14 protein-coding genes are annotated in these 16017 nt (G+C 61.4%); 6 read left to right on the top strand and 8 right to left on the bottom strand.

The genetic code is table 11. From position 1 onward, the window contains the following. Positions 1-55: 55 nt before the first annotated feature. The gene (locus LRL22_RS02115; RefSeq protein WP_107684959.1) at positions 56-1141 is read right to left on the bottom strand and encodes a hypothetical protein; all 1086 of its coding nucleotides are present in this window, start codon (positions 1139-1141) and stop codon (positions 56-58) included. Between the two features lie 255 nt (positions 1142-1396). On the opposite strand from LRL22_RS02115, the gene LRL22_RS02110 reads away from it, so the two are divergent. Beyond that, positions 1397-3652, top strand: a complete 2256-nt coding sequence (locus tag LRL22_RS02110) for an LTA synthase family protein (protein ID WP_270904601.1) — start codon at positions 1397-1399, stop codon at positions 3650-3652. A 78-nt stretch (positions 3653-3730) separates the two neighbouring features. Here LRL22_RS02110 and LRL22_RS02105 read toward each other — a convergent pair whose 3' ends face one another. Then, a complete protein-coding gene (locus LRL22_RS02105) occupies positions 3731-4747 on the bottom strand; it encodes a S66 family peptidase (protein ID WP_270904600.1) in 1017 nt (338 codons plus the stop codon). A gap of 265 nt (positions 4748-5012) precedes the next feature. Between LRL22_RS02105 and LRL22_RS02100 the strand changes: the two genes are divergently transcribed. The 5 genes from LRL22_RS02100 (at position 5013) to cysG (ending at position 10566) form a co-directional block, all read left to right on the top strand. Beyond that, positions 5013-5855, top strand: a complete 843-nt coding sequence (locus LRL22_RS02100; RefSeq protein ID WP_270904599.1) for a patatin-like phospholipase family protein — start codon at positions 5013-5015, stop codon at positions 5853-5855. A 200-nt stretch (positions 5856-6055) separates the two neighbouring features. Continuing rightward, positions 6056-7114, top strand: a complete 1059-nt coding sequence (asrA, locus tag LRL22_RS02095; RefSeq protein ID WP_270904598.1) for an anaerobic sulfite reductase subunit AsrA — start codon at positions 6056-6058, stop codon at positions 7112-7114. A gap of 1 nt (position 7115) precedes the next feature. Further along, positions 7116-7955 carry an anaerobic sulfite reductase subunit AsrB gene (gene asrB / locus LRL22_RS02090; protein ID WP_270904597.1) on the top strand — a complete coding sequence of 280 codons (840 nt, stop codon included), beginning with the start codon at positions 7116-7118 and terminating at the stop codon, positions 7953-7955. Positions 7956-7966: 11 nt separating this feature from the next. Further along, positions 7967-8977, top strand: coding sequence for a sulfite reductase subunit C (asrC, locus tag LRL22_RS02085; RefSeq protein ID WP_270904596.1), 1011 nt, complete (start codon positions 7967-7969; stop codon positions 8975-8977). A 197-nt stretch (positions 8978-9174) separates the two neighbouring features. Next, on the top strand, positions 9175-10566 hold the full coding sequence (cysG, locus tag LRL22_RS02080) for a siroheme synthase CysG (protein WP_270904595.1): 1392 nt from the start codon (positions 9175-9177) through the stop codon (positions 10564-10566). Positions 10567-10666: 100 nt separating this feature from the next. On the opposite strand, the gene LRL22_RS02075 is transcribed toward cysG, so the two are convergent. The 6 genes from LRL22_RS02075 to truA all read right to left on the bottom strand — a co-directional run bounded on the left by LRL22_RS02075 (position 10667) and on the right by truA (position 15939). Continuing rightward, positions 10667-11269 carry a hypothetical protein gene (locus LRL22_RS02075; protein ID WP_139731061.1) on the bottom strand — a complete coding sequence of 201 codons (603 nt, stop codon included), beginning with the start codon at positions 11267-11269 and terminating at the stop codon, positions 10667-10669. Between the two features lie 252 nt (positions 11270-11521). Beyond that, the gene (locus tag LRL22_RS02070; RefSeq protein ID WP_005333757.1) at positions 11522-11839 is read right to left on the bottom strand and encodes a heavy metal-binding domain-containing protein; all 318 of its coding nucleotides are present in this window, start codon (positions 11837-11839) and stop codon (positions 11522-11524) included. A gap of 170 nt (positions 11840-12009) precedes the next feature. After that, a complete protein-coding gene (dedD, locus tag LRL22_RS02065; RefSeq protein ID WP_005352757.1) occupies positions 12010-12810 on the bottom strand; it encodes a cell division protein DedD in 801 nt (266 codons plus the stop codon). A 74-nt stretch (positions 12811-12884) separates the two neighbouring features. Then, the gene (folC, locus tag LRL22_RS02060) at positions 12885-14144 is read right to left on the bottom strand and encodes a bifunctional tetrahydrofolate synthase/dihydrofolate synthase (protein WP_270904594.1); all 1260 of its coding nucleotides are present in this window, start codon (positions 14142-14144) and stop codon (positions 12885-12887) included. A gap of 2 nt (positions 14145-14146) precedes the next feature. After that, entirely contained in the window at positions 14147-15010 is an 864-nt protein-coding gene (accD, locus tag LRL22_RS02055) for an acetyl-CoA carboxylase, carboxyltransferase subunit beta (RefSeq protein WP_270904593.1), read from the bottom strand. A gap of 119 nt (positions 15011-15129) precedes the next feature. Then, positions 15130-15939: a tRNA pseudouridine(38-40) synthase TruA gene (gene truA / locus LRL22_RS02050; protein WP_040066446.1), complete on the bottom strand. Its 810-nt coding sequence runs from the start codon at positions 15937-15939 to the stop codon at positions 15130-15132. Between the last annotated feature and the right edge of the window lie 78 nt (positions 15940-16017).

The following is a 16017-nucleotide window of genomic DNA, read 5'->3' as shown; positions in this document are numbered from 1 at the left end:
GCAACAGGGCGCCCGCAAGGCGCCCTGTTTATTTGTATTCCGCAAAGGTATCGACTCAGGCAAGGCTGGTGGCTGGCAACTGACAGGCGACGGCTTCCCGGCGCAGCTGCTGCAAGCGGGCCAGCAGCCCGGTCTGGCCCAGCTCCGTCTCCTGAGGCGAGAGATTGTCCACCAGCAGCGAATAGTGATCCGTCACCGCCTGCATCAACCAGTCGAGGCGACGCAGGGTGAGCGGGCCGCAGCTCTGGCCGCTCAGATCATCGGCCACATCGAGCCGGTGGCTGCGATACATGTCCCGCCACCAGTTGGCGACCAGCGCCTCGTCGCTCGCCAGCGCGGCACTCCACTCCCCTTGCAGGGCATGCAGGCGGGCCAGCACGGGGGCGCTGGCCCCTTCGCGGATCAGGTGGTGGATCTCCCGTTTCACCCATTTCAGACAAAGCTCACGCCAGTAGCGAAATTGCGGCAGAGGATCGGCCTCATCGAGCCAAAGCCCTGAGAGGGTGCGGGTCTCCAGTCGCTCCGGCACATGGAACTGCGGGTCGACCAGACCATTGGAGTTGTATTCAAAGCGGGGATCGAAGGTCCACATATAGCCAAAGTCGAACACGCAGATCTGCTCGCCGTCATCGAGCAGGTTGCCCGGGCTCGGGTCCCAGTCAAACCAGCCCCAGCGGGCCAGCTCCCCCTGCACCTCCAGCATCTGGGCCAGATTGCGTTCGTTGAGCTGATGGACCGGCACACCCCGCAACCAGGGAGAGACCAGCACCCCGGCCCGCGCCGAGCCGAAGCTGGTGCAGACCACGTGGGAGAGGACAGTAGGGTGCAGCTCGCGCAGCGCCTCGATTTCGCGCCGCCGCTCCAGCTCGGTCAGAAAGGCGGTCTTGCCATCGAGGTTGGCCACCAGTGAATCCTGACGGCGCCGCTTGAGGCACCAGTGATGCCCCTCCACCTTGAGGTGAAACACCTCGGCGGTGAGACCGTGGCGATACACCTTGACCACAGCCGGATGGCTATCCTTCAGCTTGACCAGTTGGGCCAGCGGCAGCGGGCAGTCGCGCTCGCGTCCGATCCGGATCTCTTCCTTGCTCTCCAGCATGCGCAGCAATCTGGCCTGACGTGCCATCACTTTGGGATTCATACATGTACCTCCAGTCGCTATCGAGAGACTAAACAGCAGATCCCTCCCAAGCCAGTGGCAAAACCCCATGATGACGCTTTCATCACATATTCCGAACAACCCCTCGATCGGGATCACAATTTGCAAGGTTGAGCTGTAACCAAATATTCATTAAGTGGTCATTAAATTGACAAGCTGAAACAAGGCCCGCACCATCGGGTCAAACTCTATGCGGATGAACGATCTCTCCCTCACTCGCTCAAAGGATGAGCTTATATGAATCGCCCCTCCTCAGGCCGCCCCCGCGTCCTGAGTCTGCCCTCTCTGCTGCTTGCCCTGCTTGGCGGATTGCTGCTGTTGACCCTGTTGTTGCCGCTGATCAATCCCGGTAGCTGGCTGGGCCGTGCCCAGCCGCTGGTGCTGGGCCCCGCCGACAACCCGCTGGCCACCCTCACCCGCCACGCCCTGCTCTATAAAAGCGACAGCCGCGGCCTCTATCTGGTGGTACGCAGTCAGTGGCAGTTGCGAGGGCCGCTGCAAGCGGGGGACAAGGTACGGGTAGAGCTGCTCAACGACAAGGGGGAGCGGATTGACCAGCTGAGTCAATCGGTGGATAAGCGTCAGGTGTGCCGCAATAACCGCTGCTCGCTGGATCTCAACAGCACCTTGCGCGCCCCGGACGATGCACTGGCCAGCCGCTATCAGCTGCGCATCGGTCTGCTGCTCAAGGATCGCCCCGAGAGCGGCGATTTCAGCCAGATCCTGCAAACCCTGCCGGAGCAGGGCTTCAACCTCACCTATCTGATGGTGAGCCTGACCCTGGTGCTGGCCCTGAGCGCCGCCGTGCTCAAAACGGTGCTGCCAACGCTGCGCCGCAGCCTGCGCTGGCGGATCATCGGCAGCCTGCTGCTCGGCAACCTCACCTTCGTGCTGCTGCACGGCTTCGTGGTGTTCAAGCTGGGGGAGTTTCTGCTCTGGTCAGGCTTTCGGCCGGAACACTACTATCTGGCCTGGGGCAGCATGGTGCTGGGCTGGAGCCTCTGCGCGCTCGCGGGCTTCAACCTCTATATGGGGCTGGTCTTTACCGCACTTTCGGGAATAGGCCTGCTGGCCAACTTTATGAAGATCGCCATCTACGGGGTGCCACTCGGGGGTGATGATTTTGGCAACCTGCTGGCGCTGCTGCGGATTCTCCTCGATCAGCACCCCATCCTACCCATCTTCACCCTTTTGCTGGCACTGTTTCTCTGCTGGCGCTTTGCCCTGTCACGCTGGGTGCTGCGCACCGCAGCCGCCACCGTCGCCTTCTTTGCCCTCTGTGTCTTTGCCACCCAGACCGGCAACAAGTTGCTGGGGGCCAACATTCGTTACGTGGATCGCGCAGTCAACTACCACAGGGACATCATCCGCTCCGGCCCCGGCCTCTATCTGTTCAATCTGGTGGACGAGATGCTGCAACGCGGCAGCGTGTTTCGCTACCCCTTGCAGATCAACGAGCTGACCCCGCAGTTGAGCCATCCGCCCCAAGGCATTGCGCCGCGCTGGGATCTGGTGATCGTGCTGCAATATGAGTCGCTCTGGCTCGACTGGAAGGGGCGTATCTGCGCCCCGGCCCCCACCCTATCCCTGCCCGCCAGCGTGCAGCAGTGGCAAAAGACCATCCACTCCCCCACCACTGGCGGCATGACGGTGCTGGCGGAGTTCGAGATGAATACCGGCCTGCCGGTGGGCTTGCTCAAGCAGGGGGTGGTGCCCTACTACTACCTCTCGGAGCAGGTGCCGGGGCTGGCCCAGAGCGCCAGACAGAGCGGCTATAAGACGCTGTTCGCCCACCCCTACGTAGAAAAATTCTGGGGCCGCGCCAAGGCAATCCCGGCGCTCGGCTATGAGGAGCGTTGGTTCGATACCCGTTTTACCACCCTTGAGTACAAGGGGCTCTATATCTCAGATGATGCGCTGATCGACCACCTGCTCAAGCGCAGCGAACAGGATGATAAGCCGCTGTTTGCCTATGCGGTCACCATGCAGGGGCACGGCCCCTTCGATGGCCCCCGCTATCAGGGGCAGGAGCGCAGCGGCGCCTGTCCGAACCAGAGCGAGAGCGACACCCAGTTACTCAACACCTATTACACAGGGGTGGTGGATGCCATGGCCTCGCTGGAGCGACTGCTCAAGACCCTAGACCAGTCGGACAAGCGCTATCTGGTGGTGGCCTTTGGCGATCACCAGCCGTTTTTGATGTCTGCCGGCAAGGGGATTCACGGTGACAAGCCGGCGCGCGATGCCACCTACCAGATCCCCATGATGGCCTTCACCCGCGCCGATGACCCCCTCAATCTGGCGACCCAGTTTGCGCCGGTGCGCCAGCTCTACCAGATGGGTCAGGCCACCCGCCAGCTGCTGGCGGGGGATATCACCCCCATCGAAGAGAAGCCCCTGCTCCATCCGGTGTTGGGCGAGGAGAAAGGCTTCGACCCATCAAGCCTGGTGCCGCAGATCCGCGCCAGCTTCCGGCCCGATGCCCTGCCCTGATCCCTCTCCACAAAAACAGACAAGGCCGCATCAGCGGCCTTGTTTTTTGACACCCATTTTTTGACATTCATTTCGCCCTCATTCTGCTCGCCACCAGGGCTCCAGCAAGGTGAGCTGCTGGCGGTCGAGATCGAGCGCTACCTCGATACCCAGCGGCAACGTCAGCATGGGGTGAGTATGGGCGCAGTCAAACTCCGCCAGAATGGGGAAGTTTGGCTCCCCCACCACCTCCAGCAGGATATCGAGGGGGCGCTTGCCGCAACCCTGATCGTTGAACAACTCGTGCTTGCCGAGGATAAGGCCGCCGATCCGATCAAACACCCCGCACAGTTTGAGATGGGCAAAGGAGCGCTCCACCGTCTCGGCAGATTTCAGGCTGTCCTCCAGCAGCAGAATGTCGCCGTGCTCGATGGGCGGCATATAGGGGGAGCCCCAGATCCCCGCCATGGTGTTGAGGTTGCCGCCCATCAGCCGCCCCTCAACCCGGCCAGAGCCCACCGAGATCAGCCGATTGGGCTGGCACTGCTTGGCCCGGGTCTGGTTCTCCCAGTCCAGCCGTTCATCGCTCCACTTTGCCGGGGTGGGCAACGTGCAGGGGACGCCAGCTTCATCGGCCAACGCAATCTGTAAAAAACTGGCCAGCGTCTCATCCACCAGCGGCGGCAACTCGCCAAAGGAGGCCACCAGCGCCGGGCCATAAAAGGTAACCAGACCAGTTTGGGCATGGATGCCGAGCAGCAACGCCGTCACATCGGAGTAGCCAACGATGATCTTGGGATCGCGCCTCAGCGCCTCAAAATCGAGGTAGGGCAACAGGGAGTTGGAGTTGCTGCCGCCAATCACCGATATGATGCAGCGCACTTCTGGGTCGCGAATAAGGGCGTTGAGCTCCTCGGCCCGCGCGGCGATGGAGCCGGATCGCCAGTGATCCTGCTGGCCAGTGAGGCTGCCCGCCTTGAGCCTAAAGCCCTGCCCCTCAAGAAAGGCTTTTGCGCGGGCAAAACGGTTGGGGGCCCAGGCGGTCGCCGCGCTGGAGGGGGAGAAAAAAGCGATGGTATCGCCACGTTTAAGCAGCGGGGGAACCAATAACGTCATGACACACTCATCCTTGCCAATATCCAGCCATCACAGAGTCGCTGAGACTCCTACACAACCCCTTTGATCACAACGGGTTTATCACTATCGTTTAGAAATACAAAACACTTGATTCATTATTAACAGATATTCTAAACACCATCCCCTTCCTAGAATGACCTCATTGCGATGGCCAGCCCCTGTTGGTTGTCAGAATGGTCGGCCTGACAGCCCGAACGTTCTCTTTTCCACTTTTTCTCTCTGACTTATCAATGAGGTGCCTGTCATGAACAAAACCGCATCCACCAGCGCATTGGTTGTAGAAGGCGGCGCCATGCGCGGCATATTTGCCAGCGGCGTGCTGGATGCGTTTATCGAGCATGACTATCGCCCCTTTGACTTCGCCATCGGCGTCTCGGCGGGGGCCACCAACTTGCTGGCTTATCTCGCCAGCCAGCATGGCCGCAGCCACGAGATCCTGACCAAACTGGCCTGCAGCCAGCAATTTATGGATCCCCTGCGCTTTGCCAAGGGGGGCAATCTGGTGGATATCCACTGGCTGTGGAACACCAGCTGCCGCAAGTATCCCCTCGACATTCACGCTTACCGGGAGACCGGTATCCCCTTCTATGCGGTGGTGACCAATACCCTGACCGGCAAGGCGGAGTACATCCGGGTCAAGCCAGAGAACATGAACGAGGTGCTGCCAGCCAGTTGTGCCATTCCCCTCGCCTCCCACGAATACCCGGAGGTACACGGGGTACCGATGACAGATGGCGGGGTGGCCGACTCCATCCCGGTGATCGAGGCCTACCGCCGCGGTGCCCGTCACCTGACGGTGATCCTCTCCGAGCCCCTTGGCTATCGGCTCAAGCCGATGCCCTTCCCCTGGATGATCCGCACTCTGCTCAAGACCCGCCCCGCGCTGGCACAGGCGCTGGAGCAGCGGGATCGCAGCTACAACGAGGCGCTCGATTTTATCGCCAATCCGCCGGAGGACTGCCAGATCGAGGTGATCGCCCCGGCCGACTACTTCCCCGTCTCCCGTTTCACCCGCGATATCAACAAGCTGGAGATGGGATACGTGATGGGCAAGTGCGCAGGCTATCAGGCCGCCCTGCTCAATTGATAAGGGTTTTACAGGCATGACCCGACCTGCCGCGACGCACGCGCCTCCAACACAATAACAATCGGGTCAGTTGAGCAACATGAGTCATAAAAACAGACCGTGGCGAGGCAAGCGCGGCCAGAACCGATGCCAGACACTCTTAGCTGCTTGCTCCTCATCCCTATGCCAGGGCATCTCACCCTCATACAAGGTGTTTATTTATGTCGTTTCTTCTCACCCATCCCGCGCTGGCGCAGCTGTTCGAGCGGCTGCTGCCCGATTACCGGATCATGGCGCCCGCGGCCGAATATCGGGGCGGCCGCTTCTCCGACACCGACAACGTCACCTACCACAGCGTCCGCCATCCGGCCGATCTGGTGTGGCAGGAGAAGTCCCACTTCTCCCCAAAAGAGGTGGTGCTCCCCATCACCCAGACCCTGTTCCACTTCGACAATCTGGAGCTGCGCGAATCAAAGGTGGAGGCCAAGCCCACCCTGCTGTTCTTGCGCAGCTGTGATATCCACGCTCTGCGCAGGCTGGATCAGGTCTACCTGAAAAATGGCCAGAACAGCGACGTCTACTACGCCCGGCTGCGCAGCAAGCTCAAGCTGGTGCTGCTGGAGTGCCGCGAGAGCTTCGAGAACTGCTTCTGCGTCTCCATGGGCAGCAACGAGACCCAGGACTACGCCGCCGCCATTCGTCTGAGCGATGAGGGTGCACGCATCGAGGTGAAGGATCCCGAGCTGCTCGGCTACTTTGCCGAACTGGGTGAATCCGACGACTTCACCCCGGAGTTTGTCCAGAGCAACCCGGTCAAGGTACGCACCCCGGACAGCGTCTGTGATGACCCCCAGCGGATCCGCCAGATCCTCACCGCCCATCCGGTCTGGGCCGAGTACGACAGCCGCTGCATCGGTTGCGGCCGCTGTACCACCTCCTGCCCGACCTGCAGCTGCTACAGCGTGCACGACCTCACCTATGCGGAGAACCCCCAGCAGGGCGAGCGCCGTCGCCAGTGGGCCAGCTGCATGGTGGATGGCTTCAGCGACATGGCCGGTGGCCACGGTTTTCGCGCAAAGCATGGTGAGCGCCTGCGTTATCGCGCCTTGCACAAGGTCAACGACTACAAGGCCCGTCAGGGAGAGGAGCACATGTGCGTCGGCTGCGGCCGCTGCGACGATCGCTGCCCTCACTACATCTCCTTTAGCAACATCATCAACAAGATGACCGATGTGGTCGAACAGACCATCGCAGCCGACAACGCGCAGGGGGCGAACTGATATGTGCCAGTGCCAGCAAACCGCAACAGCAGAACCGCAGCAGGACGTGGTCGAAAACCGCCTGCTGCCCAAGGCCTACACCATTCTGGCCATCGAGCGCCACACCGAGCTGGAGTGGAACTTTCGGGTCTCCCGCGACTTTGATGTCCACTACGGCCAGTTTGTGGAGATCTCCCTGCCCACCGTCGGCGAGGCGCCCATCTCGGTCTCCGACTATGGCGATGGCTATGTGGATCTGTTGATCCGCAAGGTCGGCAAGGTGACCGATGCGCTGTTTGCCCTCGATGTGGGCGACAAGGTGTGGATGCGCGGCGTCCACGGCAACGGCTATCCGCTGGAGACCTACCACAACCAGCATCTCATCGTGGTGGCGGGCGGCACCGGCGTCGCGCCGGTCAAGGGGCTGCTGCGCCGCTTCAGCAAACATCCGGAAGAGGTGAAATCCCTCGACATGATCCTCGGCTTCAAGAACGAGCAGGCGGTGCTCTATCGCCACGAGATGCCGCTCTGGGCCGAGCAGCAGAACCTCATCGTCACCCTGGACGAGGGCAAGGAGAGCGAGCAGTTTCGCATCGGCCGGGTCACCGACTACATCGATCAGCTGGATCTCGCTGACAAGGAAGACATCCAGGTGATCGTGGTCGGCCCCCCCATCATGATCCGCTTCGTGGTGCTCGCCTTCCTCGAACGGGGCATCCCCAAGGATCGCATCTGGGTCGACTACGAACGCCGCATGGCCTGCGCCGTGGGCAAATGCGGCCACTGCCGGATGGGCGACACCTATATCTGCGTGGATGGACCGGTCTTTCGTTTTGACCAGGCCCAGCATCTGATCGACTGAGGGAGAACACCATGAGTCTCGATATCGACATCATCAAGGCCCGCGCCAAGAACGAATACCGCCTCTCCAAAGTGCGCGGCGAAGCAATGATCAGCGTACGCATTCCCGGCGGGATCATGCCCGCCCACCTGCTGGCAGTGGCCCAGCAGATCGCCGAACAGTATGGCAACGGCCTGATCCACCTCACCACCCGCCAGAAGCTGGCGATGCCCGGCATCAAGTATCAGGACATGGACAAGGTCAACGCAGCCCTCGAACCCTTTATCAAGGAGATCGAGGTGGAGACCTGCGGCATCGAGGTAGAGGACACAACAGCCGGTTACCAGACCATCGGCGGGCGCAACATCGTCGCCTGTCAGGGCAACACCATCTGCCAGAAGGGCAATATCGACTGCACCGGGCTGGCCCAGCGGATGGAGAAACACCTCTACCCCAACCCCTATCACCTCAAGATGGTGATCGCCGGCTGCCCCAACGACTGCGCCAAGGCCAACATGGCCGACTTCGGCATCCTCGGCATCGCCAAGATCCACTTCAATGCCGAGCGCTGCATCGGCTGCGGCGCCTGCGTCAAGGCGTGCAGCCACCACGTAGTGGATTGCCTCGCCATCAAGCATGGCAAGGCGGTCAAAGAGGAGAGCAAGTGTATCGGCTGTGGCGAGTGTGTGCTGGCCTGCCCGACCCTGGCCTGGCAGCGAGATCCCAAGCAGCTCTATATGGTCAAGCTGGGAGGACGCACCAGCAAGAAGACTCCCCGTACCGGCAAGCTGTTCCTCAACTGGGTGACCGAAGAGGTGCTGCATGCGGTGATCAAGAACCTGTTCGAGTTCGAGGCCGAGATGCTGGATGGCAAACCCATCTACCTGCACATGGGTCACCTTATCGACCGGGCCGGTTATCACAAGTTCAAGGAGCGGGTGCTGCGCGGCGTCACCCTCAACCCGGAAGCCATGGTCGCTGACCGTATCTTCTGGGCCGAAGATCAGTACGTCGCCAACATGCACGTCAAAGCGGTGCAATAGGAAAAACCTCGTTTGGGGAAGCGTGATCAAGTGGCCGACACCGGTGGGGATCTGTCGTTGGCCCGGGCGTAGATCACCCTTCCCCTTTTTTATTCCCGTCGGGGGATCTTTCCCCCGACCATCCGGGCCGCGTCACGGCGCGCCCTGCTATCTCGCCCGGCGCGGCATTGCGAGCGGGCCAGCATCCGGAGCCTGTTATGGACTTTCTCCCTCTCTTCTGTCAGTTGCAAAACAAGCCGGTCCTGATCGTCGGCGGCGGTGAGGTGGCGGTGCGCAAGGCGCGCCTGCTGCTCGATGCCAAGGCGAAGATCACCATCAATGCCCCGTATCTGGAACCCCAACTGATGAGCTGGGCCGAGCAGGGTCGCCTGACCGTCTGTGCCGCCGATTTTCATCCCGAACTGCTCGATGGCAAGTGGCTGGTGATCGCCGCCACCAACCAGCCCGAGGTCAACCAGCAGGTCTTTCATGAGGCGAACCTGCGCCAGATCTTCTGCAATGTGGTGGACTCTCCGGCCCACTGCAGCGCCATCATGCCCGCCATCATCGACCGCTCGCCGCTGATGGTGGCCATCTCCAGCGCAGGTTCGGCGCCGGTACTGAGCCGCCAGCTGCGGGAAAAACTCGAAGCGTTGCTACCGCAACACCTCGGCCAGCTCGCAGCGCTGGCGGGCAAGCTGCGCGAGCGGGTCAAACTCATTCCGGACAAGCTGGCCCACCGCCGCTTCTGGGAGCGATTCTTTAGCCACGATCGCCTCGCCCGCCAACTGGCCCGCGGCCAGCAGCAAGCTGCCGAACAGAGCGTCGCCGAGCTGCTCGATGAGCAACCGCAGAGCAAGGGAAGCGTGACCCTGGTGGGCGCCGGCCCCGGCGATGCGGGCCTGCTTACCCTGAGCGGTCTACAGCAGTTGCAGCAGGCGGATGTGGTGGTCTATGACCGGCTGGTGTCGCAGGAGGTACTGGCGCTTGTGCGCCGGGATGCCGAGCGGATCTTTGTCGGCAAGGAGGCGGGTCGCCACTGCGTGCCCCAGCAGGCGATCAACCAGCTGTTGCTGGAGCAGGCTCGTCTCGGCAAACAGGTGGTCAGGCTCAAGGGGGGCGATCCCTTTATCTTTGGCCGGGGCGGCGAGGAGCTGGAGATTCTGGCTGAGGCGGGCATCCCCTTCTCGGTGGTACCGGGCATCACGGCAGCGTCGGGCTGCGCCGCCTACAGCGGCATTCCCCTCACCCACCGAGATCACGCCCAGCGGGTGCAGTTCATCACCGGCCACGACAAGGAGGGCAATATCGCTCAGGAGTGGTCGGCGCTGGCCGCCCCCCGCCAGACCCTGGTCTTCTACATGGGGCTGGCCCACGCCGCCCGCATTCAGGATGCGCTGCAAACCCACGGCATGTCCGGTCACACCCCGGTGGCGCTGGTGGAGCAAGGCACCCAGCTCAGCCAGCGGGTGGTGCGCGGCGAGCTGCAGCAGTTGGCCGAACTGGCCCGTCAGGTGAAGAGCCCGAGTCTCATCATCATCGGCTCGGTGGTCACTCTGGCCGACAAGCTGGACTGGTATGGGGAAGCCAACGCCATCCACGGCATCTAACCCCGCACGGCTATCACCCAATAGAGACAACAAAACAGAGAGCGGCCATGCCGCTCTCTGTTTTTTGCATCAATGACCAAGCCGTGGCACGGCGTGTCTGTTACTCGAGCCGGATGGGGCCGGTATTCTGAACATCGCTGTCATTCCAGTCGCTCTCATCGCGAATACGCGGATCCCCCTGCAAGGTGTAGAGGATGGTGCCCTGACGAAACTGCAGCGCGCCATCGGCCCGCTTGGCCTTCACCTTGACTCCGTTGACCCACACCTGCTCCTTGCCATCCACCTGAATATTGGCCACCGTGGCACCTGTCTCGCGGTTCTTGGCTACCCACTTGCCCTGATAGGGCGAGTCTCCCTTGGCCATCGGCAGTGCGGCTGCCTTGCCCGCCGACCAGGCGTGCACGGTGCAAAAGCCGTGGGCTCGCCGATCATGCTTGATGACGTAATCCAGGATGGGTTCGCTGGCGGGCAGATCGAAGGTGATCCCGATGACCACCTTGCCGTTTGTGGCCGAATAGGCGGCGGGCGCCAGCGTTTTCAGGGTCGCCTTCTTGCCATTGATAAAGACGTTGCCCCCTTGCGACTTGACCCGGATATCGGTGGGGCAAGTGGCGCTGAAGTTGGGCAGCGCCGCGAGGGCACTGCCGGCATGGGCGGTCATGGCCAACATGACAAGGGTCAGCAGAGCGGGTGTTTGATTCATAGTGATACGCCTTCAAGAGAAGAGAACCTCGTCCGTGAGCGGTGTCGTTCCTGATGGCGGCACTCTAGCTTGACCCTCTCGGGCCACCCAGTGAAAAAAAACAAAACCGGTCCGTGGAATTATCAATAAATATAAATATTTAAAATCAATAACTTAAGTGATGACCCTGCCAGCCACCACGTATCAGACAGGCAATAAAAAAGCCGATAACCCAGTTATCGGCTCATTGCCCATGCAGAGGCGGAGGCCCGATCAGACCACCACAGCGGTGCCACTGATGCTGACCATCAGCATGCTGCCGTTTTGCCCCACCACTTCGTAGTCGATATCGATGCCGACTACCGCATTGGCGCCAAGGGCGGCGGCACGCTCTTTGAGCTCATCGAAAGCGATCTCGCGGGCACGGGCCAGCTCTTTTTCATAGGCACCGGAGCGGCCGCCGATGATGTCGCGGATCCCGGCAAAGAGATCCTTGAAAATGTTGGCGCCGAGAATGGCTTCGCCAACCACGATGCCGCGGTATTCACGAATGGTTTTGCCTTCCAGCGTGGGGGTCGTCGAGAGGATCATCTTGAACTCCTGTGAGTAGCAGAAGGGCTCAGACTACCCCAACTGCCCGAAAATCCCAACCGGGGGGTGACCTGTACGACGCCGTCCTTAAAAATCACGACGGCCAGATAAAAAACACCGCGCACGGGGCGCGGTGTTTGTTTCAGAGGGCCATTGCCAACGGCAAGCCGTCACGGATTGTAAGAGACCACCGAGCCACTGAGGCCGGTCATCTGGGAGATCCGACCCTGCATCCCTTGCAGTTTGGCCTTGGAGACATCCGGCCCGATAAAGACCCGGTTGAGCTGACCCTGCACCGGTGTGCGCGGCGAGGTGTGGGCAGAGTAGCCCGCCGCCCGCAGCTTGCTCACCAGCGCGTTGACGCTGTCGACGTTCTTGAAGGCGCCAAGCTGGAGGATCCAGCTACCCTGTGCCGGTGCCGCAGCAGGCGCGGGGGTGGTCGGCTGGGTCATCTTGCTTTCAATCAGATCGTCGAGGGACTTGATCTGACCCGCCTGCGGCTTGGCCGGTGCGGGGGCCTTGGCCACTTCAACCGGTTTGGCTGGCGTCGGCTTGGGTGCTGGCTTGGGCGGTTCGACCGGTTTTTTGGCTACCACTTCCGGCTTGGGCTGTGGCTTGGGTTGGGCATTCTGTTGCGGCTGGACCGGTGCCGGTGCGGCAGGGGTTGTCGCCGGCTGCGCACCGTTGCCCTGACCGGCGAGGGTCATGGGGTCAGCCACCTCTTCCACTTGCCACTGCTGGGCCGCAGAGGCCTGTTGCTGGCTGGCCAGATGATCGGCTGGCAGGCTGCTGGCAGCCGAGACCTGCAGCGCAGGCTTGGCAGGCTCCAGCTCGGGGCGCAGCGGGATCTTGGCAAAGGCCTCCTCCTTTTGTGCCAGCTTGTGACCATCCAGCAAGTCCGGCAGGAAAATAACAACCAGGGCCACCAGGATGACGGTGCCCACCAGACGGTTTTGAAACTTCGAGGCCAAGTTGAATCCTACCTTTACGTAACTCAATATGCGATTTGGCTCCCCGCCCGAAGACCGGGGAGCCGGGGTGTGGCCTAGATGGCGACACCCGCCAGAATGTCGGCGACAGTGTAAAACGAACCAAACACAATGACCATATCGTCCGGACTCGATGCGGCCAACGCTGCCTGATAAGCAGCGCTGACATCATCAAACTCTCTGGCAGGCCCCTTGCCCTCCCCCAACGCCGCAGCCAGTTGCGCAGCGGTGGCGGCGCGCGGGCCAGTGAGACTGGCCAGATACCACTCGCCAATCAAGCCATCGAGTTCGGCAAGGGATCCCGCCATGTCCTTGTCTTTGAGCATGCCGACCACTGCGCGGCACACACCCGCGCAGGGCATCTTGCGCAATTGCGCGGCCAGATAGGCCGCCGAATGGGGGTTATGGGCCACATCGACGATCACCAGCGGCGCACTTTGCAACTGCTGCATCCGGCCAGCCAGCCGGGCATTGGCAAGCCCGTCACGAATGGCGGACTCCGGCAGCGGCAAGCCGAGGGATTCCAGCGCCGCCAGCACGGTCACCGCGTTCATCAGCGGCAGCGCCGGTTTTGGCAGATCCCGCCACTGGTTGAGGCCGTGATAATCCCAACCGCTCTCGTGCTCATCGCCACGAAAATCGATACCGACCTGACGCAGGTTGGCGCCAAGACGCTGTGCTTCGCTCGCAATAGTCGCTGGCGGATTGGGCTCACCGCTGATGGCGGGCTTGCCAGCGCGATAGACGCCAGCCTTCTCCACCGCCACAGCTTCGCGGGTATCACCCAGCCAGTCGCAGTGATCGAGGGCAATGGAGGTGATCATCGCCACATCGGACTCCACCACATTGGTGGCGTCGAGCCGACCACCCAGCCCCACTTCCAGCAGCAGCACATCGGGAGCGGCGCGGCAGAAGAGCCACAAGCCGGCCAGGGTGGCGAACTCGAAGAAGGTAAGGGCAATCTCGCCGCGAGCCGCTTCCACCTCAGCAAAGGCGGCGCAGTGATCGCTGTCGGCCAGCTCCTGGCCGTTGACCCGCACCCGCTCGGTAAAGCGCAGCAGATGGGGCGAGGAGTAGACGCCGACCTTGTAGCCTGCGGCTATCAGAATGCTGGCCGCCATGGCACAGCTGGAGCCCTTGCCGTTGGTGCCCGCCACCGTGATCACCTTGAACGGCAGCTGGGTAAGCCCCATGCACCGGGCGACAGCACCGACCCGATCCAGCCCCATGTCGATATTGACCGGATGGATCTGCTCCAAATAAGAAAGCCAGTCGACAAGCGACCGGCTTTGGGATTGTTGCATGTTTGAACTCATCTTCACTCTTCGATGACGTGAGTATTCAGCATTTTGGCGAGCAGGCTGGCCAGACGGTTACGCATTTCACGGCGATCGATGATGAGATCGATGGCACCCTTTTCCAGCAGGAACTCGGAGCGCTGGAAGCCTTCCGGCAGTTTCTCGCGCACGGTCTGCTCGATAACGCGCGGGCCGGCAAAGCCGATCAGCGCCTTGGGCTCGCCCACGTTGATGTCACCCAGCATCGCCAGACTGGCAGAGACGCCACCCATGGTGGGGTCGGTCAGCACGGAGATATAGGGCAGGCCGGCTTTGGACAGACGGTCCAGCGCCGCACTGGTCTTGGCCATCTGCATCAGGGAGAACAGCGCTTCCTGCATGCGAGCACCACCGGAGGCGGAGAAGCAGACCAGGCCACGGCCTTCCTTGATGCACACCTCGACGGCGCGCACAAAGCGGGCACCGACCACGGAGGCCATGGAGCCACCCATGAAGGAGAATTCGAACGAACAGGCGACAACCGGTACCCCTTTGAGGGTCCCTTTCATCACCACCAGCGCATCTTTCTCCGCCGTCTCTTTCTGAGCGGCAGACAAACGATCCTTGTAGCGCTTGGAATCCTTGAATTTCAGTACATCCTGCGGCTCCAGCTCGGCACCGATCTCGGTACGACCCTGCTCATCGAGGAAGCTCTCGAGACGGGCGCGGGCGCTGATGCGCATATGATGATCACACTTGGGGCACACTTCGAGGTTGCGCTCCAACTCTGCCCGGTAGAGCACCTGTTCACAAGCACTGCACTTGGTCCACACCCCTTCCGGAATGTTGTGACGACGGGGCGCAGTGATCTTGCTCTTGGGAAGAATCTTCTCAAGCCAGCTCATGGAATTCCTTAATGCTTTTGTGCCTGACAAAACGCATCGAGCCTAGATTGTTCAATGACTTAATAGCTCGATGGCAACAAATGACGGGTCATTAAACCACAATTTTTCGGGCGCAGTTACTAAAAACTGGTCGTACCCGGTGCCGAGTCCGGCAGCCACAGCGGGCCGAGCGGCAACTGCGGCAGAGCAAACTCGGCCGGGTAATCCACGTCGACCAGATAGAGGCCACCGGCCTTGGCGGTCGGCCCGGCCAGATTGCGATCCTTGGCAGCCAGCACCTCGGCAATCCACTCCACCGGTTTGAGCCCCTGCCCCACCAGCAGCAGGGAGCCGGTGATGTTGCGCACCATATGGTGCAGGAAGGCGTTGGCCTTGATGTCGAGCACGATGTAGGGGCCGGAGCGGCTGACACACAGATGGGTCACATTGCGCCACGGGGTGTTGGATTGGCAGGCGACGGCACGGAAGGTGCTGAAGTCGTGCTCCCCCAGCAGGCTCTGGCCCGCCTGGTGCATCAACTCGGCATCGATGGTCTCGTGGTAGTGGCTGACGCCACTGCCGAGGATCGCCGGCCGGTAGTTGTGGTTGTAGATGACATAGCGGTAGCGACGGGCGGTGGCGCTGAAGCGGGCGTGGAAGCTCTCGTCCACCTGCTTGACCCAGCGCACGGCGATATCCGGCGGCAGGTTGGAATTGAGCCCCAGGGTCCAGGCCCCTTCGGCACGGTTCGCCTCGGTATCGAAGTGGATCACCTGACCGGTCGCATGGACACCGGCATCGGTGCGTCCGGCACACTGGATGGAGACAGGGTGGTTGGCAATCCGGCTCAGCGCCGTCTCCAGTTCAGCCTGCACGCTGATCACTTCACGCTGACGCTGCCAGCCGAAATACCGGCTGCCGTCATATTCAATACCTAGGGCAATTCGCATGGATAAACTTGTCTTGTTGTGAAAACGCAGTGAAAGAAACGGGGCGGATTATACGCGCTCAGCCTGAAAAGTCCCACC

Origin of the sequence: Aeromonas sp. PI_26 (genome assembly GCF_027854445.1) — a bacterium.
Taxonomy (GTDB): Bacteria; Pseudomonadota; Gammaproteobacteria; order Enterobacterales; family Aeromonadaceae; genus Aeromonas; species Aeromonas veronii.
Note: the sequence above shows the minus strand (reverse complement) of the source record. Positions and strands in the feature narration are given on the sequence as shown.

Excerpts from the sequence above, each read along its gene's own strand:
- LRL22_RS02115 (WP_107684959.1), bottom strand. The coding sequence starts at position 1,141 with ATGAATCCCAAAGTGATGGCACGTCAGGCCAGATTGCTGCGCATGCTG.
- LRL22_RS02110 (WP_270904601.1), top strand. The coding sequence starts at position 1,397 with ATGAATCGCCCCTCCTCAGGCCGCCCCCGCGTCCTGAGTCTGCCCTCT.
- LRL22_RS02105 (WP_270904600.1), bottom strand. The coding sequence starts at position 4,747 with ATGACGTTATTGGTTCCCCCGCTGCTTAAACGTGGCGATACCATCGCT.
- LRL22_RS02100 (WP_270904599.1), top strand. The coding sequence starts at position 5,013 with ATGAACAAAACCGCATCCACCAGCGCATTGGTTGTAGAAGGCGGCGCC.
- asrA (WP_270904598.1), top strand. The coding sequence starts at position 6,056 with ATGTCGTTTCTTCTCACCCATCCCGCGCTGGCGCAGCTGTTCGAGCGG.
- asrB (WP_270904597.1), top strand. The coding sequence starts at position 7,116 with ATGTGCCAGTGCCAGCAAACCGCAACAGCAGAACCGCAGCAGGACGTG.
- asrC (WP_270904596.1), top strand. The coding sequence starts at position 7,967 with ATGAGTCTCGATATCGACATCATCAAGGCCCGCGCCAAGAACGAATAC.
- cysG (WP_270904595.1), top strand. The coding sequence starts at position 9,175 with ATGGACTTTCTCCCTCTCTTCTGTCAGTTGCAAAACAAGCCGGTCCTG.
- LRL22_RS02075 (WP_139731061.1), bottom strand. The coding sequence starts at position 11,269 with ATGAATCAAACACCCGCTCTGCTGACCCTTGTCATGTTGGCCATGACC.
- LRL22_RS02070 (WP_005333757.1), bottom strand. The coding sequence starts at position 11,839 with ATGATCCTCTCGACGACCCCCACGCTGGAAGGCAAAACCATTCGTGAA.
- folC (WP_270904594.1), bottom strand. The coding sequence starts at position 14,144 with ATGAGTTCAAACATGCAACAATCCCAAAGCCGGTCGCTTGTCGACTGG.
- accD (WP_270904593.1), bottom strand. The coding sequence starts at position 15,010 with ATGAGCTGGCTTGAGAAGATTCTTCCCAAGAGCAAGATCACTGCGCCC.
- truA (WP_040066446.1), bottom strand. The coding sequence starts at position 15,939 with ATGCGAATTGCCCTAGGTATTGAATATGACGGCAGCCGGTATTTCGGC.